Source organism: Streptomyces sp. SJL17-4 (assembly GCF_036826855.1).
Lineage (GTDB): Bacteria > Actinomycetota > Actinomycetes > Streptomycetales > Streptomycetaceae > Streptomyces.
Map to the genome: position 1 here is coordinate 605,060 of NZ_CP104578.1, position 20,321 is coordinate 625,380.

Here is a 20,321-nt window from a genome sequence, read left to right on the forward strand (position 1 = left end):
ACGCCGGAGCGAACGCCGGGCCGAACGCGTCCGCGTTGCGGACGTAGCGGTAGAGGGCGGTGGGGTCGGCGCCGAGCGCGGCGTCGAGTGGCCGTACGCAGACTCGTTCGACCTTGCCCGCCCTTATGTCGACACCATTGACGTGTATACGGCGGTGCGGATTGCATGGCGTCGGAACCCGCCGTCGCACGCCCCCCAGGAGCACCCCCATGACCTCGGCCGATCTGGTCCTCACCGGCGGACCCGTCTTCACGGTCGACCCCGCCCGCACCCGGGCGAGCTCGCTCGCGGTCGTCGGCGACCGCATCGTCGCCGTCGGCCACGACGAGGTGCGGGAGCTCATCGGCCCTCGGACCGAATGCGTCGACCTGACCGGGAAGCTGCTGCTCCCGGGGTTCCAGGACGCCCATGTCCACGCGGTGTTCGGCGGTTCGGAACTGGCCGAGTGCGATCTGACGGGCACGGTCGGCGTCCCGGAGTACCTCGACCGTGTCCGGGCCTACGCCGACGCGCATCCGGAGCACACGTGGATCACCGGCGGCGGCTGGTCGATGGAGAGCTTCGCGGGCGGACTGCCCACCCGGCAGCTGCTCGACTCCGTCGTCCCGGACCGGCCGGTCCTGCTGTCCAACCGGGACCACCACGGCGCCTGGGCGAACACGAAGGCCCTCGAACTCGCCGGGATCACCGCCGACACCCCGGACCCCGCCGACGGGCGCATCGAGCGCGAGCCGGACGGTACGCCCGGCGGCATGCTTCAGGAAGGCGCCACGACGCTGGTGACACGCCTCGTGCCGGCCGGCACTCCGGCGGACCGCCTCGCGGGGCTCCTCCGTGCCCAGGAGCTGCTGCACTCCCTCGGCGTCACCGGCTGGCAGGACGCGCTCCTGGGCGCGTTCAGCGGACGGGCCGACCCGTCGGACGCCTACGCGGCCGCCGCCCGCGACGGCTCGCTCACCGCCCGGGTGGCCGGGGCGCTCTGGTGGGACCGGCAGCGCGGGTCCGAGCAGATACCCGAACTGGTGGCGCTGCGTGAAAAGTTGAGCCACGGCCGCTTCCGGGCGACCTCGGTGAAGATCATGCAGGACGGCATCGCGGAGAACTTCACCGCCGCCATGACCTCCCCTTATCTGGACGGCTGCGGCTGTGCCACCGCCAACAGCGGACTCAGTTTCGTCGACCCGGGGGCGCTGCGCGGGTACGTGGCGGAGCTCGACGCCCTCGACTTCCAGGTCCACTTCCACGCCCTCGGCGACAGGGCCGTCCGCGAGGCCCTCGACGCGCTGGAGGCCGCGGTCGCCGCCAACGGGCGCCGCGGCAACCGCCACCACCTCGCCCATCTCCAGGTCGTCCACCCGGACGACCTCCCCCGCTTCGCCGCGCTCGGCGCCCTGGCCAACATCCAGCCGCTCTGGGCGGCGCACGAGCCGCAGATGGACGAACTCACCATCCCGTTCCTCGGTCCGCAACGCAGCGCCTGGCAGTACCCGTTCGGCGATCTGGTGCGGGCGGGTGCCACCCTCGTCGCGGGCAGCGACTGGCCGGTGAGCAGCCCCGATCCGCTCGCGGGGATCCACGTCGCCGTCAACCGCCGGGAGCCCGGCACCACCGACGACCGCGTCTTCCTGCCGGAGCAGCGCCTCGACCTGCCCACGGCGCTCGCCGCGTACACCGCCGGCTCCGCCCACGCGAACGGCCACGACGACGCGGGCAGCCTGCGCCCCGGTAACCTCGCCGACCTCGTGGTCCTGGACCGCGACATCCTGACGGGGCCGCCGGAGGAGATCGCCGAGGCCCGGGTGGAGCGCACGTACGTGGGCGGCCGTCTCGTGTACGCGCGCTGAGCGGGCCGGCCGGCCGCCGGTCAGTCCCGCAGATGCCCGAGAACGGAGCGCATCGCCCGCTCCACGCACGCGCGGGACTCCTCGGTGGGGTCGACCAGTTCGAAGCTGTGGTGGCCGTGCGGAACGTCGACGATCTCGATGTCCGCCCCGTTCCTCCCGGCGGCGGACAGGAACTCCTCGACCGTCGCCGCGAAGGCCGGGTGCTCCCGCCCGGCCCGTGTCAGGACGATCGGCGGCCCTTCCGCCGTACCCACGACGTCGACGGGCCGGAAGCGGGACTCCACCGCGCCCCAGCCGGGGAGCGGTGCCAGAGCCGGGTAGCTCGCCGCCAGGCAGCGCAGCCACGGCGGGGGCGCGGCCAGCCAGTCCGCCGCGAGGAGCCCGCCGGCGGAGAAGAACCAGAGCGCGATCCGCTCCTCGTCGACGCGTGGGTCGGCGCGGACGAGCGCGACGGCTTCGGCGAGGTCCTCGGCCGCGCGGGGGAAGTCGGCGATGCCGTGCAGCCGGTGGTCCACGGTCACGCCGACCGCGCCGAGGCTCGCCGCGTAGCGGGCGTACCCGAGGAGGAAGGGGGTGTCCCGTGGTGTGGGCCGCTGGTCGGCGGCGACCGGCCCGCCGTGGACGAAGACGACGGCCGGCCGGGGCCGGGCGGCATCGACCGGTGGCTGGACGTCGACCGGTGGCCGGGCGTCGACGGGCAGGTGGAGGTCGACCCGCCCCCGCCGCTCGCGCGGCACCTCGGGTACGTCGAGGAGGAAGGGCAGGAGGTGCGTCGGCTGCTCGTGCGTGGGCTCGGGCGCGGTGACCCGATGCCCCTCCCCGGCCGCTGCCCCGCACAGGGCCTCGGCCAGTTCCTCGGGCGCGGAGAGCATCGGCCAGTGCCCGGTGGCGATGTCGATGAAGCGGATCCTGTCGTCGGCGAGCGCCCGGAACCGGGGCGGTCCGGAGTCCACCAGCATCTGCACCAGGTCGACGCTGGAACCGTTGGCGGTGCACAGCACGCCGGTGGTCGGCAGGGCGGCGGCCGCGCCGGTCAGCCGGAGCGGCTGGGTGAGCGTGCCCACGGGCTGCGGCGAGGCGAGGCGTTCGAGGCGTTCGAGCGCCTCTGCCGGGACACCCTCGGTGCTGCCCCAGCGGGACCAGCCGCCCGGCCCCGGCGGCGCGAGCCACCTGTCGTCCCCGCCGGTGCCGTCCCTGCCGCTCCCGTCACCACCGGTCCCGGCCTCCTCGGTCCCGTCACCGTCCGCCGCCAGCCGTGTCCGTACCTCGGGGTCGGGCACGGAGCGCGCGGCAGCCTCGCCGTCCTCGGGCAGACCCGTGTCGAGGGAGACGATCCGGGCGACGCGTGCGGGGCGCCGGTCGGCGGCGCCGAGGACGGGGTGGAGCCCGTAGCCGTGCCCGACGAGCACGACCCGGGAGGCCGGGATGCCGTCGATCAGCCGCACCAGGTCCTGGATGTGCGTCTCCAGATCGACACCGGTCCCGGCGTCGATCCGCCGGTCCCCCATGCCGGGGAGCGTCACCGGGTACGCCTCCGAGCCCGCCGCCCGGAGCCGGGACACGGTCTCCTCCCAGACCCAGCCACCGGTGAAGGGGCCCGACACCAGCACGAACGCGGTCATGATCGTCTCCTCGCAACTCCTGGGGGATGTCTCGCCGCCACGCTAGGAACTCCCCCTGGGGGAGATTCAAGGAGCCGTGAGACACGAAGGAGCGGCCCTCGCCGCATACCTGGAGGGCTCCCGGGAGGGGCCGTGCATCACACTGGGGACGACCGTCTGGAAGGGCACCTGCCGAAGGGCCCTGAGGCCCTCAGGGGAGGCTCACTTCGTGGTGTCCGAAGGACTGTGGAGCATAGGGGAACTCGCCCGGCGGGCCGGCGTCGGTGTGAAGACCGTGCGGTACTACTCCGACCGGGGCCTGCTGCCCGAGGCGGGACGCAGCTCCGGCGGGCATCGCCGGTACGGGGCGGGGGCGCTCGACCGGCTCCGGCTGATCCGCTCCCTGCGCGCCCTCGACCTGCCCGTCCCGGCGGTCGAGCGTGCCCTCGAACGGGACGAGGCCCTGGAGGAGGTCGTCTCGGGGCAGTTGCGGGAGGTGGGGTCCCAACTGACAGCGCTGCGCTGGCGCGAGGCCTCGCTGCGGCTGCTCCAGGACTGCCCGGCCGGTGAGCGGACCGAGCGGCTGCGGCTGCTCGGTGCGGTGTCCGTGCCGCCCGACACGGCGGCCCTGGCCCGGTTCTGGCGTCGGATCCTGCCCGTACGGCTGCCGGCGCGGGTCGTGTCCACGGTGCTCGACTCGGTGGTGCCGAGGCTGCCGGAGGAGCCGAGCCCCGGGCAGGTCCTCGACTTCGCCCGGCTGCACGCGCTGGTGTCCGATCCGCGTGTCGAACGGCCGGAGTCGCGGCCGGCGCCGCCGCTGCCGGCCGGAGAGTACCGGCCGGCGGTGCTGTACGAGGGTCTGGCGGAGGCGTACGCCCTGGCCTCGGCGGAGCTGGCGGCCGGGCGCGCCCTGCGGGAGGGGGGCGCGGGTGGCGCGCTGGACTGTTTCGTCGCCGCCTACGCCCACGCGCGCGGGACGGTGGACTCCCCCGGCTTCCGGCGCGGGCTGCTCCCGCTGCTCGCCCGGAGCGACGGGCCGGTGATCACCCGCTACTGGAAGCTCGCCACCGGCCTGTTCGCCCCGGGTGAGCCGGTGCTCGGCGCGCTCCACCACCATCTCTCCGTCGCCCTGCACGCCCAGGTCGAGGGCCGGGCCGACTGACCTTCCCGCATGGTGGGCAGCCGTCCGTCCACGTGGTGGGCCGCAGGGTGGCGGATGTCTGTGCCATCCCGGAATCACCGCAGGTCAGAGCGGTGCGTACGGGAGGTCGGGTGGCGCAATACTGCCGCAACACCATCCGGCGCGGCCCGCCGCTACGTTCCTTGCCATGCCCGTCGAACCCGCCTCCGCCGCCCGCCCCGTCGCCGCCGCCCGCCGTCTGCGGCTGCGTGCGGACCGGGCGCGGCAGCTCGCCGACCTGCTGCGCCATCAGATCCTGGCGGGCGGCTTCCCCGGCGGGATCCTTCCGCTGGAGGACGTGATCGGGGCCGACTACCGGGCCAGCCGGAACACCGTCCGGCAGGCGCTCGACCTGCTGCGCGGCGAGCAGATCGTCGAACGGCAGCCGGGGGTCGGCACGGTGGTGGTCTGCGAGAAGTACCCGCACGGCCTGGACCGGCTCCAGGGGCTCGCCGAGACGCTGCGCGAGCACGGGCAGGTCACCAACGAGGTCCGGACCATGGGGCCGGTCGGCGCGCCGGGCCCGGTGGCCCACCGGCTCGGGCTGCCGGAACACTCCGACGTGCTCTGCGTCGAGCGGCTGCGCCGGCTCAACGGTCTGCCGCTCTCCCTCGACCTGTCCTACCTCCCGATGGACATCGGGGGCGAACTCCTCGGCTGCGACCTGGAGAACACGGATGTGTTCTGGCTCCTGGAGCAGCTGACCGGCGGCCCGCTCGGGCACGCGGAGATCACCCTGGAGGCCGTCAACGCCGACGCGCACTCCGCCGCCGTGCTCCAGGCTCCGCGCGGGGCAGCCGTCCTGATGCTGGAGCGGCTGACCTGTCTGCCCGATGGCCGGCCGGTGGACCTGGAGTTCATCCGGTTCCGCGGTGACCGCATCACCATGGGCGGGATCCTCCGCCGCTCCCTCTGATCGCCTGCCTCCCCCGGCCGCTTCGGCCTCTCCCGGCCGCTTCGGCCTCTCCCGCTCCTCCCCTTCCTGCCGAACCCCTTCCTGGAGACAGCCATGCCTCTGGTCCCCCAGCGCGCCGACGTGCCCGTGACCATCGACGAGTCGAAGTGCATCGACGGATGCACGCTCTGCGTCGACATGTGTCCGCTGGACTCGCTCGCGATCCGCGAGGAGGACGGCACGGCGTACATGCACGTGGACGAGTGCTGGTACTGCGGCCCGTGCGCCGCCCGCTGCCCCACCGGCGCGGTCACCGTCAACATGCCCTACCTGCTCCGGTGAAAGGCCTAACTCCCATGTCCCGAGGAAGACTTCTCCTGCTCCGCCACCGGGCGGCCGACCGGCTGGCCCTCCCCCTCGCTCTTCTCCTTCCCCTCGCCACCGCGTGCGGCGGGACCGACGCCGGCAGCTCCTCCGACGGGAAGACGGTCACCGTGACCGTCGGCTACCAGTCCAAGACCATCAACACCGTCACCGCCGGCACCCTGCTGCGTGCCCTCGGCTACTTCGAGGAGGAGCTCGCGAACCGGGGCCGGGAGGACGGCCTCACGTATCGGGTGGTGTGGCAGGACTACGCGACCGGGGCGCCGATCACGGCGCAGATGACGGCGGGGAAGATCGACATCGGCTCGATGGGCGACTTCCCGCTGCTGATCAACGCGGCACGCGGGAAGCAGCTCAAGGAACCGACGCGGCTTGTCTCGGTCACCGGCTACAACCTGCGCGGCGGCCTCAACACCGTGGTCACCGCCCTCGGTTCGCCCCTGCGGTCGCTCGCGGACCTGAAGGGCCGCAAGGTGTCCACCAGTGTCGGCTCGGCCGCGGACGGCACGCTCGTACGAGCCCTGCGGCGCGCCGGGTTCGACCCCGCGACGGACGTACAGAAACTCAACCAGCAGCCGAGCGTGGGGGCTTCGGCCCTGGCGGCCGGAAGCGTCGACGCACTGTCCCAGTTCGTCGCCTGGCCCGGCCTGCTCGCCTTCCAGGGCAAGGCGACGGCCCTGTACGACGGCGCCGAGCTGAACCTGCCGACCTTCCACGGGGTCACCGTCCGCGAGGAGTTCGCCCAGCGGCGTCCCGCCGTCCTCGACGCCTTCCTGCGGGCGCAGAACCGCGCCACGGATCACCTGCGGAAGCAGCCGGTCGCCGCCGCCGAGTCGGTCGCGAAGGAGACCGGGCTGCCCGCGGAGGTGGTCTACCTCTACAACGGCGCCCAGGGCATCGCCACCTTCGACCCGGCGCTCCGCCCGGAGCTGATCGCCGCGCTCAAGGAGGACGTGCCGGTCCTCAAGGAGGCCGGTCTGGTGACGGACGTCGACGTGGACGCGTTCGTCGACGCGGCGCCACTGCGCCGGGCGGTGCCGGACCTCGCGTATCCGAAGGCGGCCGACCCGAAGACGGCCGAGCACGCGGCCGACCCGCGGGCGGCCGGTCCGAAGTCCGAGCTGTGGCTGAAGGGCCAGAACTCGGTCCGTACCTTCGACAGTCCCGGCGCGCTCCTCAAGGCCGTCAAGGGGGCCGCCGTGCGGGCCGCCTACGTGCCGGACGCGGCGACGGGGACGCTGTGGTTCGCGGACCGGGCGGTGTGGGTCGTGGACGGCACCACGTGGCGGGCCTTCGTCACCCGGTCGGGTGCCGAGCGGTACCTCTCCGGGCACGCCGGTGCGCGCATCGTCCCGTACGCGGACGCCGTGAGGCTCGCGTCATGAGCGCGGGCCGCCGCCGGACCGGTGTCACGCGTGCCCGTCGCCGGCTGGTCCGGGTCGCCTCGCCACTCGCGGCCCTCGGACTGTGGCAGCTGCTGACCGCCTTCGACGCCGATCTGTGGCTGCGGTTCGAGCAGTTCCCCACGGTCGTCGAGGTCGCCTCCGCCCTGGGGGACCGGATCGGCACCGAGACGTACTGGCAGGACATCGGGCACAGTCTGCGGCGGATCGCGGTCGGCTTCCTCCTCGCCGCGGTCCTCGGGGTGGCCGCCGGGACGACCGTCGCCCGGTCCCGGTGGGCCGCCGACATCCTGGGCCCGCTGGTCGAGGTGGTGCGGCCGATCCCGGCGATCGCCCTGGTGCCGGTCGCGATCCTGCTGCTCCCGACCAACGAGCAGGGCATCATCTTCATCACCTGCGCCGCGGCCCTCTTCCCCGTGCTCGTATCGACCCGGCACGCCGTGCGAGCCCTCGACCCGGTGTGGGAGGAGGCGGTCCTCACCCTGGGCGGGAGCCGGGCCCGGGTGCTGTTCTCCGTGGTGCTGCCGGGCGCCCTGCCGGGGATCTTCGGTGGTCTGTCGGTGGGCATCGGCGTCTCGTGGATCTGTGTGATCTCGGCGGAGATGATCTCCGGCGAGTACGGGGTGGGCTACCGCACCTGGCAGGACTACACGGTCGTCGACTACCCCGGTGTCTTCGTCGGCATGGCCACGATCGGTGTCCTGGGCCGGCTCACCTCCACCGCGGTCGAGACGCTGGGCCGCCGGGTCACGGCGTGGCTGCCGCGCCCGACCGCCCGGGTCCCGGCCGGCGGGCCCGTCCGTGCGGCGACCACCCCCGTACCCACCCCTTCCGCTGTCCGTCGTCCCGAGAAGGAGCCGGTTCCATGAGCACCGTGAGCCCGTCCGCCGTGTCCGCGAAGCCGCCCGCACCGACGACACCGACGGCCCCCGCGGGTGCGGAACTCGCCCTGCACGGCGTCCGTCTCGGCCACCCCGACGGGGCCGCCGTGCCCGGCCCCGTGGAGCTGCGGATCGCCCCCGGCGAGCTGCTGACCGTGGTCGGCCCCTCGGGCTGCGGCAAGACCACTCTGCTGCGCACGCTCGCCGGGCTGCTGCCCCCGCTGGAGGGGCGGGTGACCCAGGACGGGGAGCCGATCCGCCGGCCCGGCGCCGACCGGGCCGTGGTCTTCCAGCACGACGCGCTGCTGCCCTGGCGTTCGGTCCGCGCCAATGTCGAACTGCCCCTCGCCATCCGGCGGGTGCCGCGCGCCGAGCGGCGCCGCGCGGCGGAGGAGTGGCTGGAGCGGGTCGGTCTCGGCGGGCACGCCCGCAGGCTCCCGCACCAGCTGTCCGGCGGGCAGCGGCAGCGCGTCCAGCTGGCCCGCGCCCTCGCGGCCCGCCCCCGGGCCGTCCTGATGGACGAGCCGTTCGGCGCGCTCGACGCCCACACCCGTGCCGGGATGCAGGACCTCCTGGTGGAGATCCTGCGCGGCACGGGCGCGACCGTCGTGTTCGTCACCCACGACGTCGACGAGGCGCTCCATCTCGGCGACCGGGTCGCCCTGTTCGCGACCGGCGACGTCCTGGACGTGCCGCACCCGCGCTCGCGTGACGCCCGACAGGCGCCGGACACGGCCGCGCTGCGCCGCCGCGTCCTCGACTCCCTCTGAGAGGCCGCCCGACGGCCCGCCGGAACGCCACCGGTGCCGACACCGGCACCGCCGACACGCTCGCGAAGCCGGGAACTCGCGAACTCGCGAACCGCGTACTCCCGACCCCCCGCCCCCCGAAGCTCCGAAAGGCACCCCGTGGACATCCCCCTGACCGTGCCCGATCTCGCCGACGCGACCGAGCTGTCCTGCGACGTGCTCGTCATCGGCGGCGGCACCGCCGGCACGATGGCCGCGCTGACCGCCGCCGAGCACGGGGCGAACGTCCTGCTCCTGGAGAAGGCGCACGTCCGGCACTCCGGCGCCCTCGCCATGGGCATGGACGGCGTCAACAACGCGGTCGTGCCGGGCCGCGCCGAACCCGACGACTACGTCGCCGAGATCACCCGCGCCAACGACGGCCTGGTGGACCAGTCGACGGTCCGGCAGACGGCGACGCGGGGCTTCGGCATGGTCCGGCGCCTGGAGTCGTACGGGGTGAAGTTCGAGAAGGACGAGCACGGCGAGTACGCGGTCCGGCAGGTGCACCGGTCCGGTTCCTACGTGCTGCCGATGCCCGAGGGCAAGGACGTCAAGAAGGTCCTCTACCGGCAGTTGCGGCGGCGCGAGATGCGGGAGCGGATCCGGATCGAGAACCGGGTCATGCCGGTCCGCGTCCTCACCCACCCCGAGGACGGCCGGGCGGTCGGCGCCGCCGGGTTCAACACCCGCACCGGCGAGTTCGTCGTCGTCCGGGCGGGGGCCGTGATCCTGGCCACCGGCCCCTGCGGGCGCCTCGGCCTGCCGGCCTCCGGCTATCTGTACGGCACGTACGAGAACCCCACGAACGCCGGTGACGGCTACGCCATGGCGTACCACGCCGGTGCGGCGCTCACCGGGATCGAGTGCTTCCAGATCAACCCCCTGATCAAGGACTACAACGGCCCGGCCTGCGCCTATGTCGCCAATCCCTTCGGGGGCTACCAGGTGAACCGGCACGGCGAGCGGTTCGTGGAGTCCGACTACTGGTCGGGGCAGATGATGGCCGAGTTCGCGGCCGAACTCGCGTCGGACCGGGCCCCGGTGTACCTGAAGCTGAGCCATCTCCCCGAGGAGACCATCGGCGCCGTCGAGTCGATCCTGCACACCACGGAGCGGCCCACGCGCGGCACCTTCCACGAGGGCCGCGGGCACGACTACCGGACCCATGACATCGAGATGCACATCTCGGAGATCGGCCTGTGCGGCGGTCATTCGGCGTCGGGGGTACGGGTGGACTCCCACGCCCGGACGACCGTGCCGAGGCTGTACGCGGCCGGTGACCTGGCCTCCGTACCGCACAACTACATGATCGGCGCGTTCGTCTTCGGTGACCTGGCGGGTGAGGACGCCTCCCAGTACCCGGCGTACGAGGGCGAGTTGGAGCACGAGCAGCTCGCTGCCGCCCATGAACTCGTCTACCGGCCGTTGCGTCGTCCGGAGGGGCCGCCGCAGCCCCAGGTCGAGTACAAGCTGCGGCGGTTCGTCAACGACTACGTGGCGCCGCCGAAGACGGGCGCGAAACTCTCCCTGGCCGTCGAGGCGTTCGACCGGATGTCGGAGGAGATCGCCGGGATGGGGGCGCGTACGGCTCATGAGTTGATGCGGTGCGCGGAGGTGTCGTTCATCCGGGACTGCGCCGAGATGGCGGCGCGGGCCTCGCTCGCCAGGACCGAGTCGCGCTGGGGTCTGTACCACGAGCGGCTGGACCACCCGGAGCGGGACGACACGAGCTGGCTGCACCACCTCGATCTCCGCAAGTCCCCGTCCGGGACGATGGTGTTCACGGCGCGTCCGGTGGAGCCGTATCTGGTGCCGGTGCCCGAGTTCGCGCCGCCGGGCGGTCCGGAGCGGCACCTCGGCGAGGTGGAGCTGGTGCCGGTCGCCACGGCCGGCCCCCGGGAGGCGGCTCCGGCCGCGCGGCCGCACGCGGAGGCCCCGGCCCCGGTCGAGGTTCCGGCGGTCGCGGCCCCCCACCCCCGCCTGCTCCGACTCCTCTCCCTCGTCGAGGACTCGCCCGATCTCGACGCCCTCGGCCCGTATCTGGAGGACCACGATCCGGCTGTCCGGGCTGCCGCCGTCACCGCTCTCGGCGAGACCGCGCCGACCGGTACCGGGCCGGTGCTCGCCGCGCGGCTCCGGGACGAGTCGCCGCTCGTACGGGCCGCCGCGTCGGCCGCCCTGCGCGAGCTGGTCGAGGTCCTGCCCGCCGGGCCGGAGCTCGGTGCCGGTCTGCGGGACGCGCTCGCCGTGCCCGACGCGGCCGTGCGGTCCGCCGCGCTGGAGGTCCTGCGGGCGCTGCGGCTCGGGGATTCCGGCCTGTACGGCGGGGCGCTCGCCGACAGGACCGTCGAGGTACGCGTCCAAGCCGTCCGGGCCCTGGTCTCGGTGGACGCCGTCACGGAGCTGGCGGGGGCGGCCGCCGATCCGGCCCGTGAGGTCCGGATCGCGGTGGCCCGGGGGCTGGCAGCCGTGCGGAATCCGACGCCCGAGCCGCTCGGGCCGCTGCTCGACGACCCGGACCCGCTGGTCCGGGGCGCGGCACTCGCCGCCCTGGCCGGAACGGGCTGCCCGGACCGCTACGCGACACGCGCCGAAGCCGCCCTCGGCGATCCGGCCTGGCAGGTCCGCTCGGGCGCCGCGACCGCCTTGCGGGCCGCGCCGGCCGCCCCGGCCGTTCCGGCGCTCGCGAAGGCGCTCGCCGACGCGAACGCGGACGTCCGGAAGGCCGCCGTCCTCTCGCTCCTCGTCCACCGGGCCGAACCCGAGGCCCGGACGGCACTCGCGGGGGCGTCGGACGACCCCGACGCGGACGTACGCGCCTACGCGGCCCGCGCGGCGCTTTGAGCCCGGTGCGGGGTCCGGGGGACGGCCGCCGTGTGGAGGTGCTGGGCGCGTGGCCGGGCCGGCGGGGCGGCGGGGAGCGTTCCGGAGAGGGGAAAGCCGCAGGCGAGGGCGGTCCGGCACGATCCCTCGTTGCCGACGGCGTGCACGAGTTCCGGGGTGCGTCCGGCGAAGGGGCTGTCCTCGTCCGTGACCCAGCGGGCGACGCGGGTGAGCGCCCGGGAGGCGATCCCGCGCCCGCGTGCCTCGGGCGCGGTCCAGTAGCCGACGCGTACGGCTGCCGCTCCCTCCCGGGTGACGCCGATGTGGCCGAGCGGCGCCGTGCGCCCCGTCGCCGTGTCCTCGACGATCGCGAAGGCCGCCCTGGCCCCGGCGGCCCAGCCCGCGTTCTGGGCGTACACCCACGCGCGTGCCTGCCGGGTGGTGTCCAGGTGGGTGGCGAGCCAGGCACGCAGATGCGGGTCCCGGTGATGACGTACGAGCGGCTCGGCGTCCTCGTACGCCCAGGGCCGCAGCAGGAGCGGCGGGGCGGACGGGGTCGTCCCGGTCCCGGGGGTGTCACGGAGTGGGGGCTGCGGACTGCTCATGATCGGACGGTATCCCTCGCCGCCGGCGGTCGGCGCACCCGGGCGGATGGTCATCGGCGGCACTCGGGTGAGTGCGCGCATGGGGAACGGTGGACCGGGGAAGGGGCGCACGACGCACTGGGCGAGCAGGACGGATCAGGAGGTGGTGCCGGTGTCGGGGCCGACGACCGGAGAGGTGGCGGGAGCGCCGTGCTGGCTGAGTCTGACCGCGCGGGATCTCGACGCGGCGGAGCGCTTCTACGGGGCCGTGCTCGGCTGGACGTTCCGGCGAGGTGACGGCGGGGAGCGGGAGTACGCCGTGGGCCGGCTCGACGAGCAGCCCGTGGCCGTGATCGCGGCCGTGGCGGCCGAGCTGTCCCTGCGGGTGGCCTGGACGGCGTTCTTCACGGTGGACGACGCGGACCAGGCGGTGGCGCGGATCCGGGAGCGCGGCGGCACGGTCGGCGTGGGTCCGGTCCCCTATCCGCCGCACGGGCGCGCCGCGCTCGCCACCGACCGCGAGGGGGCGGCGTTCGGCGTCTGGGAGGGGCGGACGGAGAACCGGCTTCACATCGGGATGCGCTCGGCGCCGGCCTGGCTGGAACTGCACAGCCGCGACGCGTTCGAGGCGGCCGTCTTCTACGGGGAGGTGCTGCGCTGGGCGGACGAGAAACCCGCCGGTTTCGAGGTCTCGTACGAGCAGGACAAGGTGGTGCTGCGCCGTGACGGTGAGGCCGTGGCCCGCTTGAACAGCGGGCCGGTCGAGTCCGGCTCGCCCCGGCCGCAGCTGCGTCCGCGCTGGCTCGTGCGGTTCCGGGTGCCGGATCCGCAGGCGGCGGCGGTGGCGGTCGTGGCCTATGGCGGGACCGTGGTGCCCGGCGGCGACTGGGGCGGGGTACGCGGTCCCGAGGAGGCCGACGGGCGCCGGACGGTGGTGGTGCGGGACCCCGAGGGCGCCCTTTTCGCCCTGGAGGCGGCAGACGACGAGAAGGGCTGACCCCGCTCGGTCCGCGGGGCCCGGTCCACGAGGGCAGGCCGCCGGCGCGGGGCCGGTCGGCGGCGGCGGGCCGGTCCGCGGCGCGGGGCCGGTCCGCGGCGCACGCCCGGTCCGCGGCGCACGCCCGGTCCGCGGCGCACGCCCGGTCTGCGGTGCGCACCCGGGGAAGGCCCCGGGCCCGCACCGCCCGTCGTTCGTCGGTTCGGGTCGCTCAGGCCGCGGCCTCGGTGGTGGCGCGCCGCGCGGGTTCCGTACCTTCCGGGTCGCCGGTCGGCGCGGCGGCGAGCCGGCTCGGGATGAGGGCGGCGACGACCGCGGCCACCAGGCCGACGCCGCAGCCGATGAGCATGGCGACGCGGAAGCCGTCCTCGGACGGCAGCGCGTGGCCACCCAGGGTGGTGGTCAGCTGGGCGAGGACGACACCGATCACTGCGGCGGAGACGGAGGTGCCGATGGACCGCATCAGGGTGTTGAAGCTGTTGGCGGAGGCGGTCTCCTCCTGCGGGACGGCGCCCATGATGAGCGCCGGCATGGCCCCGTAGGCGAGTCCCACACCGGTGTTGCAGATGAGCGTCACGACGAGCAGGCCCCAGGTGGTGCCCATCAGGGCGAGTGAGGAACCGTATCCGGCGGCTATGACGAGGGCGCCGACGGAGAGCGTGACCTTGGGGCCACGGGCGGCCGAGAGCTTGGCGCCGAGCGGTGCGAGGACCATCATCATCAGGCCCGCGGGGGCCATCCAGAGGCCCATGGCCATCATCGACTGGCCCAGACCGTAACCGGTCGCCTCGGGCAACTGGAAGAGCTGCGGGACGACCAGGGACTGCGCGTACATCGCGAACCCGACGAGGATCGACGCCAGGTTGGTCATCAGGACGACCGGGCGGGCGGTGACGCGCAGGTCGACGAGGGGGTCGCGGGTACGCAGCTCCCACCAGCCCCAGGTGAGCAGGACGACCACCGCGACGGCGAAGAGGCCGAGGGTGGTGCCGCTGCCCCAGCCCCAGGTCGCGCCCTTGGAGACGGCGAGCAGCAGGGCGACGAGCCCGACGCCGAGGCCGAGCGCGCCCGGTACGTCGAAGCGGCCGGGTGCGGCGGCGCGGCGTCCCGCGGGGGCGACGCGCCAGATGAGGAGGCCGACCACGACGCTGAGCGCGGCGGCGACCCAGAAGAGGACGCGCCAGCTGGCGTTCTCGGCGACGGCCGCGGAGAACGGCAGGCCGAGGGCGCCCCCGACGCCCATGGAGGCGCTCATCAGGGCGATGGAGCCGCCCAGCTTCTCGGGCGGGAGGATGTCGCGCAGCAGGCTGATGCCGAGCGGGACGACGCCCATGCCGAGGCCCTGGAGGCCGCGTCCGACGATCATCGGGACGACGGAGGAGGCGAGCGCGCAGACCACCGAGCCGACGATCAGCGGGACGACGGAGACGAGCAGGACCCGTCGCTTGCCGAGGGTGTCGCCGAGCCGGCCGGCCACCGGGGTGGCGACGGCGCCCGCGAGCAGGGTGGCGGTGATCACCCAGGAGGCGTTGGACGCGGTCGTGTCGAGCAGCTTGGGCAGGTCGCCGATGAGCGGCACCACCAGGGTCTGCATGAGTGCGGCCACGATGCCCGCGAGCGCGAGGACGCCGACGACGCCTCCGGGTCGGGCGTCGGGCTTGGTGCCGTCCACGTTGTTCTCCCTCGATCGTCCACGGCGGTCGTCCACCGTGGCTTCATATGCATAGTGCACATCGATGGGCCCATGCACAAATTGTGCATGATGCATACTGGATCACGGCGAGGGACAATGGCCTCATGGACAAGCCCGTGGACAAACCCCTTCACCTGGTCGAGTTCGAGACCATGCTGCTCAGTCGGCACGCCCATCTGTACGCACCCCGGTCCCGGGCCGCCGGTGGTCACCTGGACCGCAGCGCGTACGTCCTGCTGAGCCGTATCCGGATGCACGGGCCGATGTCCATCGGGCAGCTCAGCGAGGCCTTCGGGCTCGACGCCTCCACCCTCAACCGGCAGACCGCGGCGATGCTGCGCGCCGGGGTCGTGGAGCGCATCCCCGACCCGGAGGGCGGTATCGCCCGCAAGTTCCGGATCACGGAGGAGGGCGAGCGACGCCTGGAGGCCGACCGGAACTCGAACATCGAGGGTCTTGACCGGGTCATGGAGGAGTGGTCACCCGAGGACGTGGCCCGCTTCGCGGCCTTCCTGGAACGCTTCAACCGGGACATCGAGCGGCTGGAGGGGCGCCCCTGGCCGCGCCCCTGAGGGGGCGTCACCGACCGGTTCAGGCCGCCGCGCGAGCCCGGCGGTCCACCGTCGCGAGGCCGGTGTTGACCAGGGCCACGACGGCGAAGGCGATCGCCCCGTCATGGCGCCCCAGCGCGTAGAGGGCGGCCGCCGCGGCACCGAACACCAGCGCCTTCACGGCCAGGACGCCCGCCACGGGTATGCGCACCCGGGCCTTCGGGGCGGCGAAGAGCCCCCACAGCACGGCTGCCGCCGCAGGCGCGGCGACGGCGAGCAGGAGGCGTGGAGCCCAGGCCTCCGCGCTCTCCCAGCCCCACCACGCGAGGACGGTCAGCGCCGCCAACTCCAGGAGGAACGCCAGCCCTTCGTTGATCACGTACAGGGGGGTGGGGAGCTTCATCGGAGGCCTTCCTGCGCCGGGTACGCGATCAACAGAGACGACCACTTTTCCACACATCCGTGCGTCCGCAGTTCTGCCTGACCCCTTTACGCGACCGCCGCACGGCGATACGTTCCGGCCACGCAAGATGTTTCTGCAACTTTCCGACAGCGTTTCCATAGGGCTTCGACTCCCGTCCGGGGCAGAGCTCTGCCCGGTGACGCGCGGCCCTGCCTGGAGATTCGGATGACACGCACACGCGGACTGTCACGAAATCACGGACTGACACGCCGTCACAGACGGCTCCCCCTCCGGCCGTTGGCCGCTCTCGGGGTCGCCGCGGGCGTCCTCGGCCTGGTGACCGCACCGTCCGCCGGACCCGCCTCGGGCGGTGCCCCGCGCACCGCCCCGGTCGCGGCCACCGCCGAGAACACCGCCACCGTCTTCTACTGGACGAAGACGAAGAACTGGGCGCAGTACAAGCTCCATTGGGCGCCCGACGGCGGTTCGTGGACCACCGTCCCCGGTGTGGCCATGGAGGCGGCCTGTACGGACTGGGTGAAGAAGACCGTCACCCTCGGTACGGCCACGGGCCTCCAGGCGACCTTCAACAACGGCAGCGGCACCTGGGACAACAACGGCGGCCGGAACTACGCCCTCGGCACCGGTGCCATCACCGTCAAGGACGGAGTGATCGCCCACTCCGACCCCTGCGCCGGAACCGAGCCCGGACCGACCCCGACGCCGGGGGCGAAGGCCACCGTCTACTACTCGACCGAGGCCCTGGGCTGGTCGACCGCCAACATCCACTACCAGCCCGCGGGTGGCGCCTGGACCACGGCCCCCGGCGCCGGCATGCAGTCCGCCTGCGCCGGCTGGTGGAAGCGGGAGGTCGACCTCGGCCCGGCCACCTCCCTCAAGGCCGCCTTCAACAACGGCAACGGCACCTGGGACAACAACGGCGGCGCCGACTACACGATCGGCACGGGCGTCAGCACCGTACGGAACAACGCGGTGACGGCGAACGCCGCCGACCCGTGCGCCGCCGAAGTACCCGACACCCAGGCCCCGACCGCCCCCGCGAACGTCACCGCCGCCGCGGACGGCACCTCGGTGCTGCTCACCTGGGACCCCGCCACCGACAACAAGGGCGTGGCGAAGTACCAGGTCACGCGGGTCGGCGGCAGCGGCGGGACGGTCGTCACCGATGTCGGTTCCACCGTTCTCTCCGACACGGGCCTCGCCGAACGGACCGCGTACACCTACACGCTGAGGGCCGTGGACGCGGCGGGCAACGTCTCCGCCACCTCCGCGCCCGCGACCGCCACCACCGGGGACAAGCCGGCCGGCCCCGGCACCGGGAAGCCCCTCGGCACCGACCCGCGCAAGGACCCGATCTACTTCGTGCTCACCGCCCGCTTCAACGACGGCGACCCGTCGAACAACCGCGGCGGCAGCCAGCACACCAAGTCGGGCAACGCGGCCAACGACGACCCCATGTTCCGGGGCGACTTCAAGGGCCTCATCCAGAAGCTGGACTACGTCAAGGGCCTCGGCTTCTCGGCGATATGGGTGACCCCGGTGGTCCTCAACCGCTCGGACTACGACTACCACGGCTACCACGGCTACGACTTCTACAAGGTCGACCCCCGTCTGGAGTCGGCCGGCGCCTCCTACCAGGACCTGATCGACGCCGCCCACGCCAAGGGCATGAAGATCTACCAGGACGTCGTCTACAACCACTCCTCGCGCTGGGGCGCCAAGGGCCTGTTCACGCCCACCGTGTACGGCGTGCGGGACAGCCAGTGGAGTTGGTACTACGACGAGAAGCAGCCCGGCTTCGAGTACGACGGCCTGACGATCGACCCGAAGACCGGCAAGTCGTACTACAACGGTGACCTGTGGTCGACGGCCGAGCCCGCCGGCAACACCTGCCTCAACTGGGGCGAGCCCACCGGCGGCAAGAGCGCCGAAGGGTACACCGTCTACAACTGCCAGTGGCCGAGCCCTACGTCCGGGATGTTCCCGAAGGCGCTCTTCCACCAGTGCTGGATCGGCAACTGGGAGGGCGAGGACTCCCGTTCGTGCTGGCTGCACGAGGACCTGGCCGACCTCAACACCGAGAACCCGACCGTCCAGAACTATCTGATCGGCGCCTTCGACAAGTACATCGACATGGGCGTCGACGGCTTCCGCGTCGACACCGCCGTGCACATCCCGCGGACCACCTGGAACCGCCGCTTCCTGCCGGCCATCCAGGAGCGGGTGACGCAGAGCCACGGCGCCGAGGCCGCGAAGAACTTCTTCGTCTTCGGCGAGGTCGCCGCCTTCGTGAACGACAAGTGGAACCGCGGCTCGGTGAACCACTCGGCGCAGTTCTTCACCTGGAAGGAGCGCAAGGAGTACGACGCGGACGACACCAAGGCCGCCCTGGAGATGTACGACTACGAGCAGCAACAGGGCACGGGCAGCCAGCCCACCTCGACCAACGCCTTCCTGAACGGCAACAGTTACCACACGCCCGACCACAGCCGTTTCTCCGGCATGAACGTCATCGACATGCGCATGCACATGAACTTCGGTGACGCGTACAACGCCTTCTCCAACGGCAAGGACTCGGACGACAGTTACAACGACGCCACCTACAACGTCGTCTATGTCGACAGCCACGACTACGGGCCCAACAAGTCGAGCGAGCGGTACACGGGCGGCACCGACGCCTGGGCGGAGAACATGTCCCTGATGTGGACCTTCCGCGGCATCCCGACGCTGTACTACGGCTCCGAGATCGAGTTCCAGAAGGGCAAGAAGATCGACTGCGGGCCGTCCTGCCCGCTCGCCACGACCGGCCGCGCGTACTTCGGCGACCATGTCGCCGGCTCGGTCACGGCCTCCGGCTTCTCCCAGGTGTCGTCGGCGTCCGGCGCGGTCGCGACCACGCTGGAGCAGCCCCTGGTGAAGCACGTGCAGCGGCTCAACCAGATCCGCCGGGCCGTCCCCGCGCTCCAGACGGGCCAGTACTCCACGGAGGGCATCTCGGGCGGTATGGCGTTCAAGCGCCGCTACACCAGCGGGAGTACGGACAGCTTCGCCCTGGTCACGGTCTCGGGCGGCGCCACGTACACGGGCATCCCGAACGGCACCTACACCGACGCGGTCTCCGGCGACGTGAAAACCGTCTCCAACGGCATGCTCTCGGTCGGCGCACCGGGCAAGGGCAACCTGCGGGTGTACGTCCTGAACGGCCCCGGCAGGATCGGCACGGCGGGCCCGTACCTGAAGTAGTCGAACGCCTGACCGGGCACGGGCTGTAGCATCCGGCGCATGATCAGCGAGGGGTGGCGGGCCGCCATCGGCTCCGTGGGGGCGAGCGCGATCTGCTGGGGTGCGGCGGGCGCGGTCCACATGGTGCCCGAGCAGCACAGCCGCGGCACCAGGGGTGGGGTCGGCTGGAGCCTCCCCGAGGGTGGCGGTTGGTACGAGTTCGCGGCGTTCGCCGGGCTCATCGTGACCCTCTACTCCGTGCCCGGACTGCTGCGCCGCGCGGCCTGGTGGCCCTCGCTGAGCCTGAGCTTCGGCACCGGGATCGGCATCGTCACGGTCCTGGCGCTGGGGCAGGGGACGCGGTACTGGGTCGCCGCCGCGATCATGGCGGCGGTCGGGATCGCGCCCCCTGTCGTCAACCGGCGCTGGGGGCGCCACCACCCCGTCTGAGCCGGCACCTTCACCCCGGCCGGCTCGCGCTACCCCAGCGGGGTGCGGTGCAGGGTGACGAGCAGGCGCCAGATCTGGTGGGCGATCCGGTCGGAGTCACCCTCCACCAGGCCGTGCAGCCAGTCGGCGAGGACACCGGCGAAGGTCGCGGCCACGGCCGAGGCGATCAGTTCCGGCTCGGGGGCACCGGCCAGGCTGCGCTCGTGGAAGCTGCGGGCCCGCAGGTCCTCATGGAGCACGAGGCCGAGCGGTCCGCCGCCGCCCGGGCGCAGCAGGGTGCGGTAGAGGCCCGCGTGCGGGGCGAGTTCGGCGAGGAAGTCGAGCAGCGCGGGCGGCGGGGTCGCCGGGTCGGGGGTGCCGCGCCAGGCGTGCAGGGCGTCCACCGCGTCGCGGACGACGTCGGCACAGGCGTCGACGGCGAGTGCCTCCAGGTCGCTGTAGTGCACGTAGAAGGTGGCGCGGCCGACGCCGGCCCGGCGTACGAGCGTGGCGATGGTGACGTCGGCGAGCGGGTGCTCGGCGCACTCGTCGAAGAGTGCCTGTCGCAGCTTGGCCCGTGTCCTGGCCGCCCGGGGGTCTCCGGGTGTCGCGGTCACGG

General features: G+C 73.2%; 17 protein-coding genes. 12 read left to right on the forward strand and 5 right to left on the reverse strand.

Annotation, left to right across the window (positions count from 1 at the left end; all coding sequences use genetic code 11):
* Positions 1-209: 209 nt before the first annotated feature.
* Positions 210-1,844 carry an amidohydrolase gene (locus N5875_RS02435; protein WP_338491550.1) on the forward strand — a complete coding sequence of 545 codons (1,635 nt, stop codon included), beginning with the start codon at positions 210-212 and terminating at the stop codon, positions 1,842-1,844.
* Between the two features lie 20 nt (positions 1,845-1,864).
* On the opposite strand, the gene N5875_RS02440 is transcribed toward N5875_RS02435, so the two are convergent.
* The gene (locus tag N5875_RS02440) at positions 1,865-3,466 is read right to left on the reverse strand and encodes an alpha/beta fold hydrolase (RefSeq protein ID WP_338491552.1); all 1,602 of its coding nucleotides are present in this window, start codon (positions 3,464-3,466) and stop codon (positions 1,865-1,867) included.
* A gap of 208 nt (positions 3,467-3,674) precedes the next feature.
* Here N5875_RS02440 and N5875_RS02445 point away from each other — a divergent pair, with 208 nt between their 5' ends.
* The 7 genes from N5875_RS02445 to N5875_RS02475 all read left to right on the forward strand — a co-directional run bounded on the left by N5875_RS02445 (position 3,675) and on the right by N5875_RS02475 (position 11,823).
* Positions 3,675-4,607, forward strand: a complete 933-nt coding sequence (locus N5875_RS02445) for a MerR family transcriptional regulator (protein ID WP_338491554.1) — start codon at positions 3,675-3,677, stop codon at positions 4,605-4,607.
* Between the two features lie 166 nt (positions 4,608-4,773).
* The gene (locus N5875_RS02450; protein WP_338491556.1) at positions 4,774-5,541 is read left to right on the forward strand and encodes a GntR family transcriptional regulator; all 768 of its coding nucleotides are present in this window, start codon (positions 4,774-4,776) and stop codon (positions 5,539-5,541) included.
* 93 nt (positions 5,542-5,634) lie between these two features.
* Positions 5,635-5,862 carry a ferredoxin family protein gene (locus N5875_RS02455; RefSeq protein WP_318210559.1) on the forward strand — a complete coding sequence of 76 codons (228 nt, stop codon included), beginning with the start codon at positions 5,635-5,637 and terminating at the stop codon, positions 5,860-5,862.
* Positions 5,863-5,876: 14 nt separating this feature from the next.
* On the forward strand, positions 5,877-7,289 hold the full coding sequence (locus tag N5875_RS02460) for an ABC transporter substrate-binding protein (protein WP_338491559.1): 1,413 nt from the start codon (positions 5,877-5,879) through the stop codon (positions 7,287-7,289).
* Positions 7,286-8,176, forward strand: a complete 891-nt coding sequence (locus N5875_RS02465; protein ID WP_318210561.1) for an ABC transporter permease — start codon at positions 7,286-7,288, stop codon at positions 8,174-8,176. The genes N5875_RS02460 and N5875_RS02465 overlap by 4 nt, the downstream gene beginning before the upstream one ends.
* Positions 8,173-8,958: an ABC transporter ATP-binding protein gene (locus N5875_RS02470; RefSeq protein WP_318210562.1), complete on the forward strand. Its 786-nt coding sequence runs from the start codon at positions 8,173-8,175 to the stop codon at positions 8,956-8,958. The genes N5875_RS02465 and N5875_RS02470 overlap by 4 nt, the downstream gene beginning before the upstream one ends.
* Before the next feature lie 138 nt (positions 8,959-9,096).
* Positions 9,097-11,823 carry a fumarate reductase/succinate dehydrogenase flavoprotein subunit gene (locus N5875_RS02475; protein WP_338491561.1) on the forward strand — a complete coding sequence of 909 codons (2,727 nt, stop codon included), beginning with the start codon at positions 9,097-9,099 and terminating at the stop codon, positions 11,821-11,823.
* On the opposite strand, the gene N5875_RS02480 is transcribed toward N5875_RS02475, so the two are convergent.
* Positions 11,799-12,407 carry a GNAT family N-acetyltransferase gene (locus N5875_RS02480; protein WP_338491563.1) on the reverse strand — a complete coding sequence of 203 codons (609 nt, stop codon included), beginning with the start codon at positions 12,405-12,407 and terminating at the stop codon, positions 11,799-11,801. The genes N5875_RS02475 and N5875_RS02480 overlap by 25 nt on opposite strands.
* A 151-nt stretch (positions 12,408-12,558) precedes the next feature.
* On the opposite strand from N5875_RS02480, the gene N5875_RS02485 reads away from it, so the two are divergent.
* Entirely contained in the window at positions 12,559-13,383 is an 825-nt protein-coding gene (locus N5875_RS02485; RefSeq protein ID WP_318210565.1) for a VOC family protein, read from the forward strand.
* A 211-nt stretch (positions 13,384-13,594) separates the two neighbouring features.
* On the opposite strand, the gene N5875_RS02490 is transcribed toward N5875_RS02485, so the two are convergent.
* Positions 13,595-15,055, reverse strand: coding sequence for an MFS transporter (locus N5875_RS02490; protein WP_318210566.1), 1,461 nt, complete (start codon positions 15,053-15,055; stop codon positions 13,595-13,597).
* Between the two features lie 125 nt (positions 15,056-15,180).
* On the opposite strand from N5875_RS02490, the gene N5875_RS02495 reads away from it, so the two are divergent.
* Positions 15,181-15,648 (forward strand): MarR family transcriptional regulator, encoded by a 468-nt coding sequence (locus tag N5875_RS02495; protein ID WP_318210567.1) that lies wholly within the window; start codon positions 15,181-15,183, stop codon positions 15,646-15,648.
* 19 nt (positions 15,649-15,667) lie between these two features.
* Here N5875_RS02495 and N5875_RS02500 read toward each other — a convergent pair whose 3' ends face one another.
* Positions 15,668-16,030 (reverse strand): YrdB family protein, encoded by a 363-nt coding sequence (locus N5875_RS02500; protein ID WP_338491567.1) that lies wholly within the window; start codon positions 16,028-16,030, stop codon positions 15,668-15,670.
* A 225-nt stretch (positions 16,031-16,255) separates the two neighbouring features.
* On the opposite strand from N5875_RS02500, the gene N5875_RS02505 reads away from it, so the two are divergent.
* Positions 16,256-19,294 carry a carbohydrate binding domain-containing protein gene (locus N5875_RS02505; RefSeq protein WP_338491569.1) on the forward strand — a complete coding sequence of 1,013 codons (3,039 nt, stop codon included), beginning with the start codon at positions 16,256-16,258 and terminating at the stop codon, positions 19,292-19,294.
* A gap of 39 nt (positions 19,295-19,333) precedes the next feature.
* Positions 19,334-19,723, forward strand: coding sequence for a hypothetical protein (locus tag N5875_RS02510; RefSeq protein WP_318210570.1), 390 nt, complete (start codon positions 19,334-19,336; stop codon positions 19,721-19,723).
* Between the two features lie 29 nt (positions 19,724-19,752).
* On the opposite strand, the gene N5875_RS02515 is transcribed toward N5875_RS02510, so the two are convergent.
* Entirely contained in the window at positions 19,753-20,319 is a 567-nt protein-coding gene (locus N5875_RS02515; RefSeq protein WP_318210571.1) for a TetR/AcrR family transcriptional regulator, read from the reverse strand.
* Positions 20,320-20,321: the final 2 nt, after the last annotated feature.

Excerpts from the sequence above, each read along its gene's own strand:
- N5875_RS02470 (WP_318210562.1), top strand. The coding sequence starts at position 8,173 with ATGAGCACCGTGAGCCCGTCCGCCGTGTCCGCGAAGCCGCCCGCACCG.
- N5875_RS02460 (WP_338491559.1), top strand. The coding sequence starts at position 5,877 with ATGTCCCGAGGAAGACTTCTCCTGCTCCGCCACCGGGCGGCCGACCGG.
- N5875_RS02510 (WP_318210570.1), top strand. The coding sequence starts at position 19,334 with ATGATCAGCGAGGGGTGGCGGGCCGCCATCGGCTCCGTGGGGGCGAGC.
- N5875_RS02480 (WP_338491563.1), bottom strand. The coding sequence starts at position 12,407 with ATGAGCAGTCCGCAGCCCCCACTCCGTGACACCCCCGGGACCGGGACG.
- N5875_RS02505 (WP_338491569.1), top strand. The coding sequence starts at position 16,256 with ATGACACGCACACGCGGACTGTCACGAAATCACGGACTGACACGCCGT.
- N5875_RS02440 (WP_338491552.1), bottom strand. The coding sequence starts at position 3,466 with ATGACCGCGTTCGTGCTGGTGTCGGGCCCCTTCACCGGTGGCTGGGTC.
- N5875_RS02495 (WP_318210567.1), top strand. The coding sequence starts at position 15,181 with ATGGACAAGCCCGTGGACAAACCCCTTCACCTGGTCGAGTTCGAGACC.
- N5875_RS02435 (WP_338491550.1), top strand. The coding sequence starts at position 210 with ATGACCTCGGCCGATCTGGTCCTCACCGGCGGACCCGTCTTCACGGTC.
- N5875_RS02450 (WP_338491556.1), top strand. The coding sequence starts at position 4,774 with ATGCCCGTCGAACCCGCCTCCGCCGCCCGCCCCGTCGCCGCCGCCCGC.
- N5875_RS02465 (WP_318210561.1), top strand. The coding sequence starts at position 7,286 with ATGAGCGCGGGCCGCCGCCGGACCGGTGTCACGCGTGCCCGTCGCCGG.
- N5875_RS02455 (WP_318210559.1), top strand. The coding sequence starts at position 5,635 with ATGCCTCTGGTCCCCCAGCGCGCCGACGTGCCCGTGACCATCGACGAG.
- N5875_RS02500 (WP_338491567.1), bottom strand. The coding sequence starts at position 16,030 with ATGAAGCTCCCCACCCCCCTGTACGTGATCAACGAAGGGCTGGCGTTC.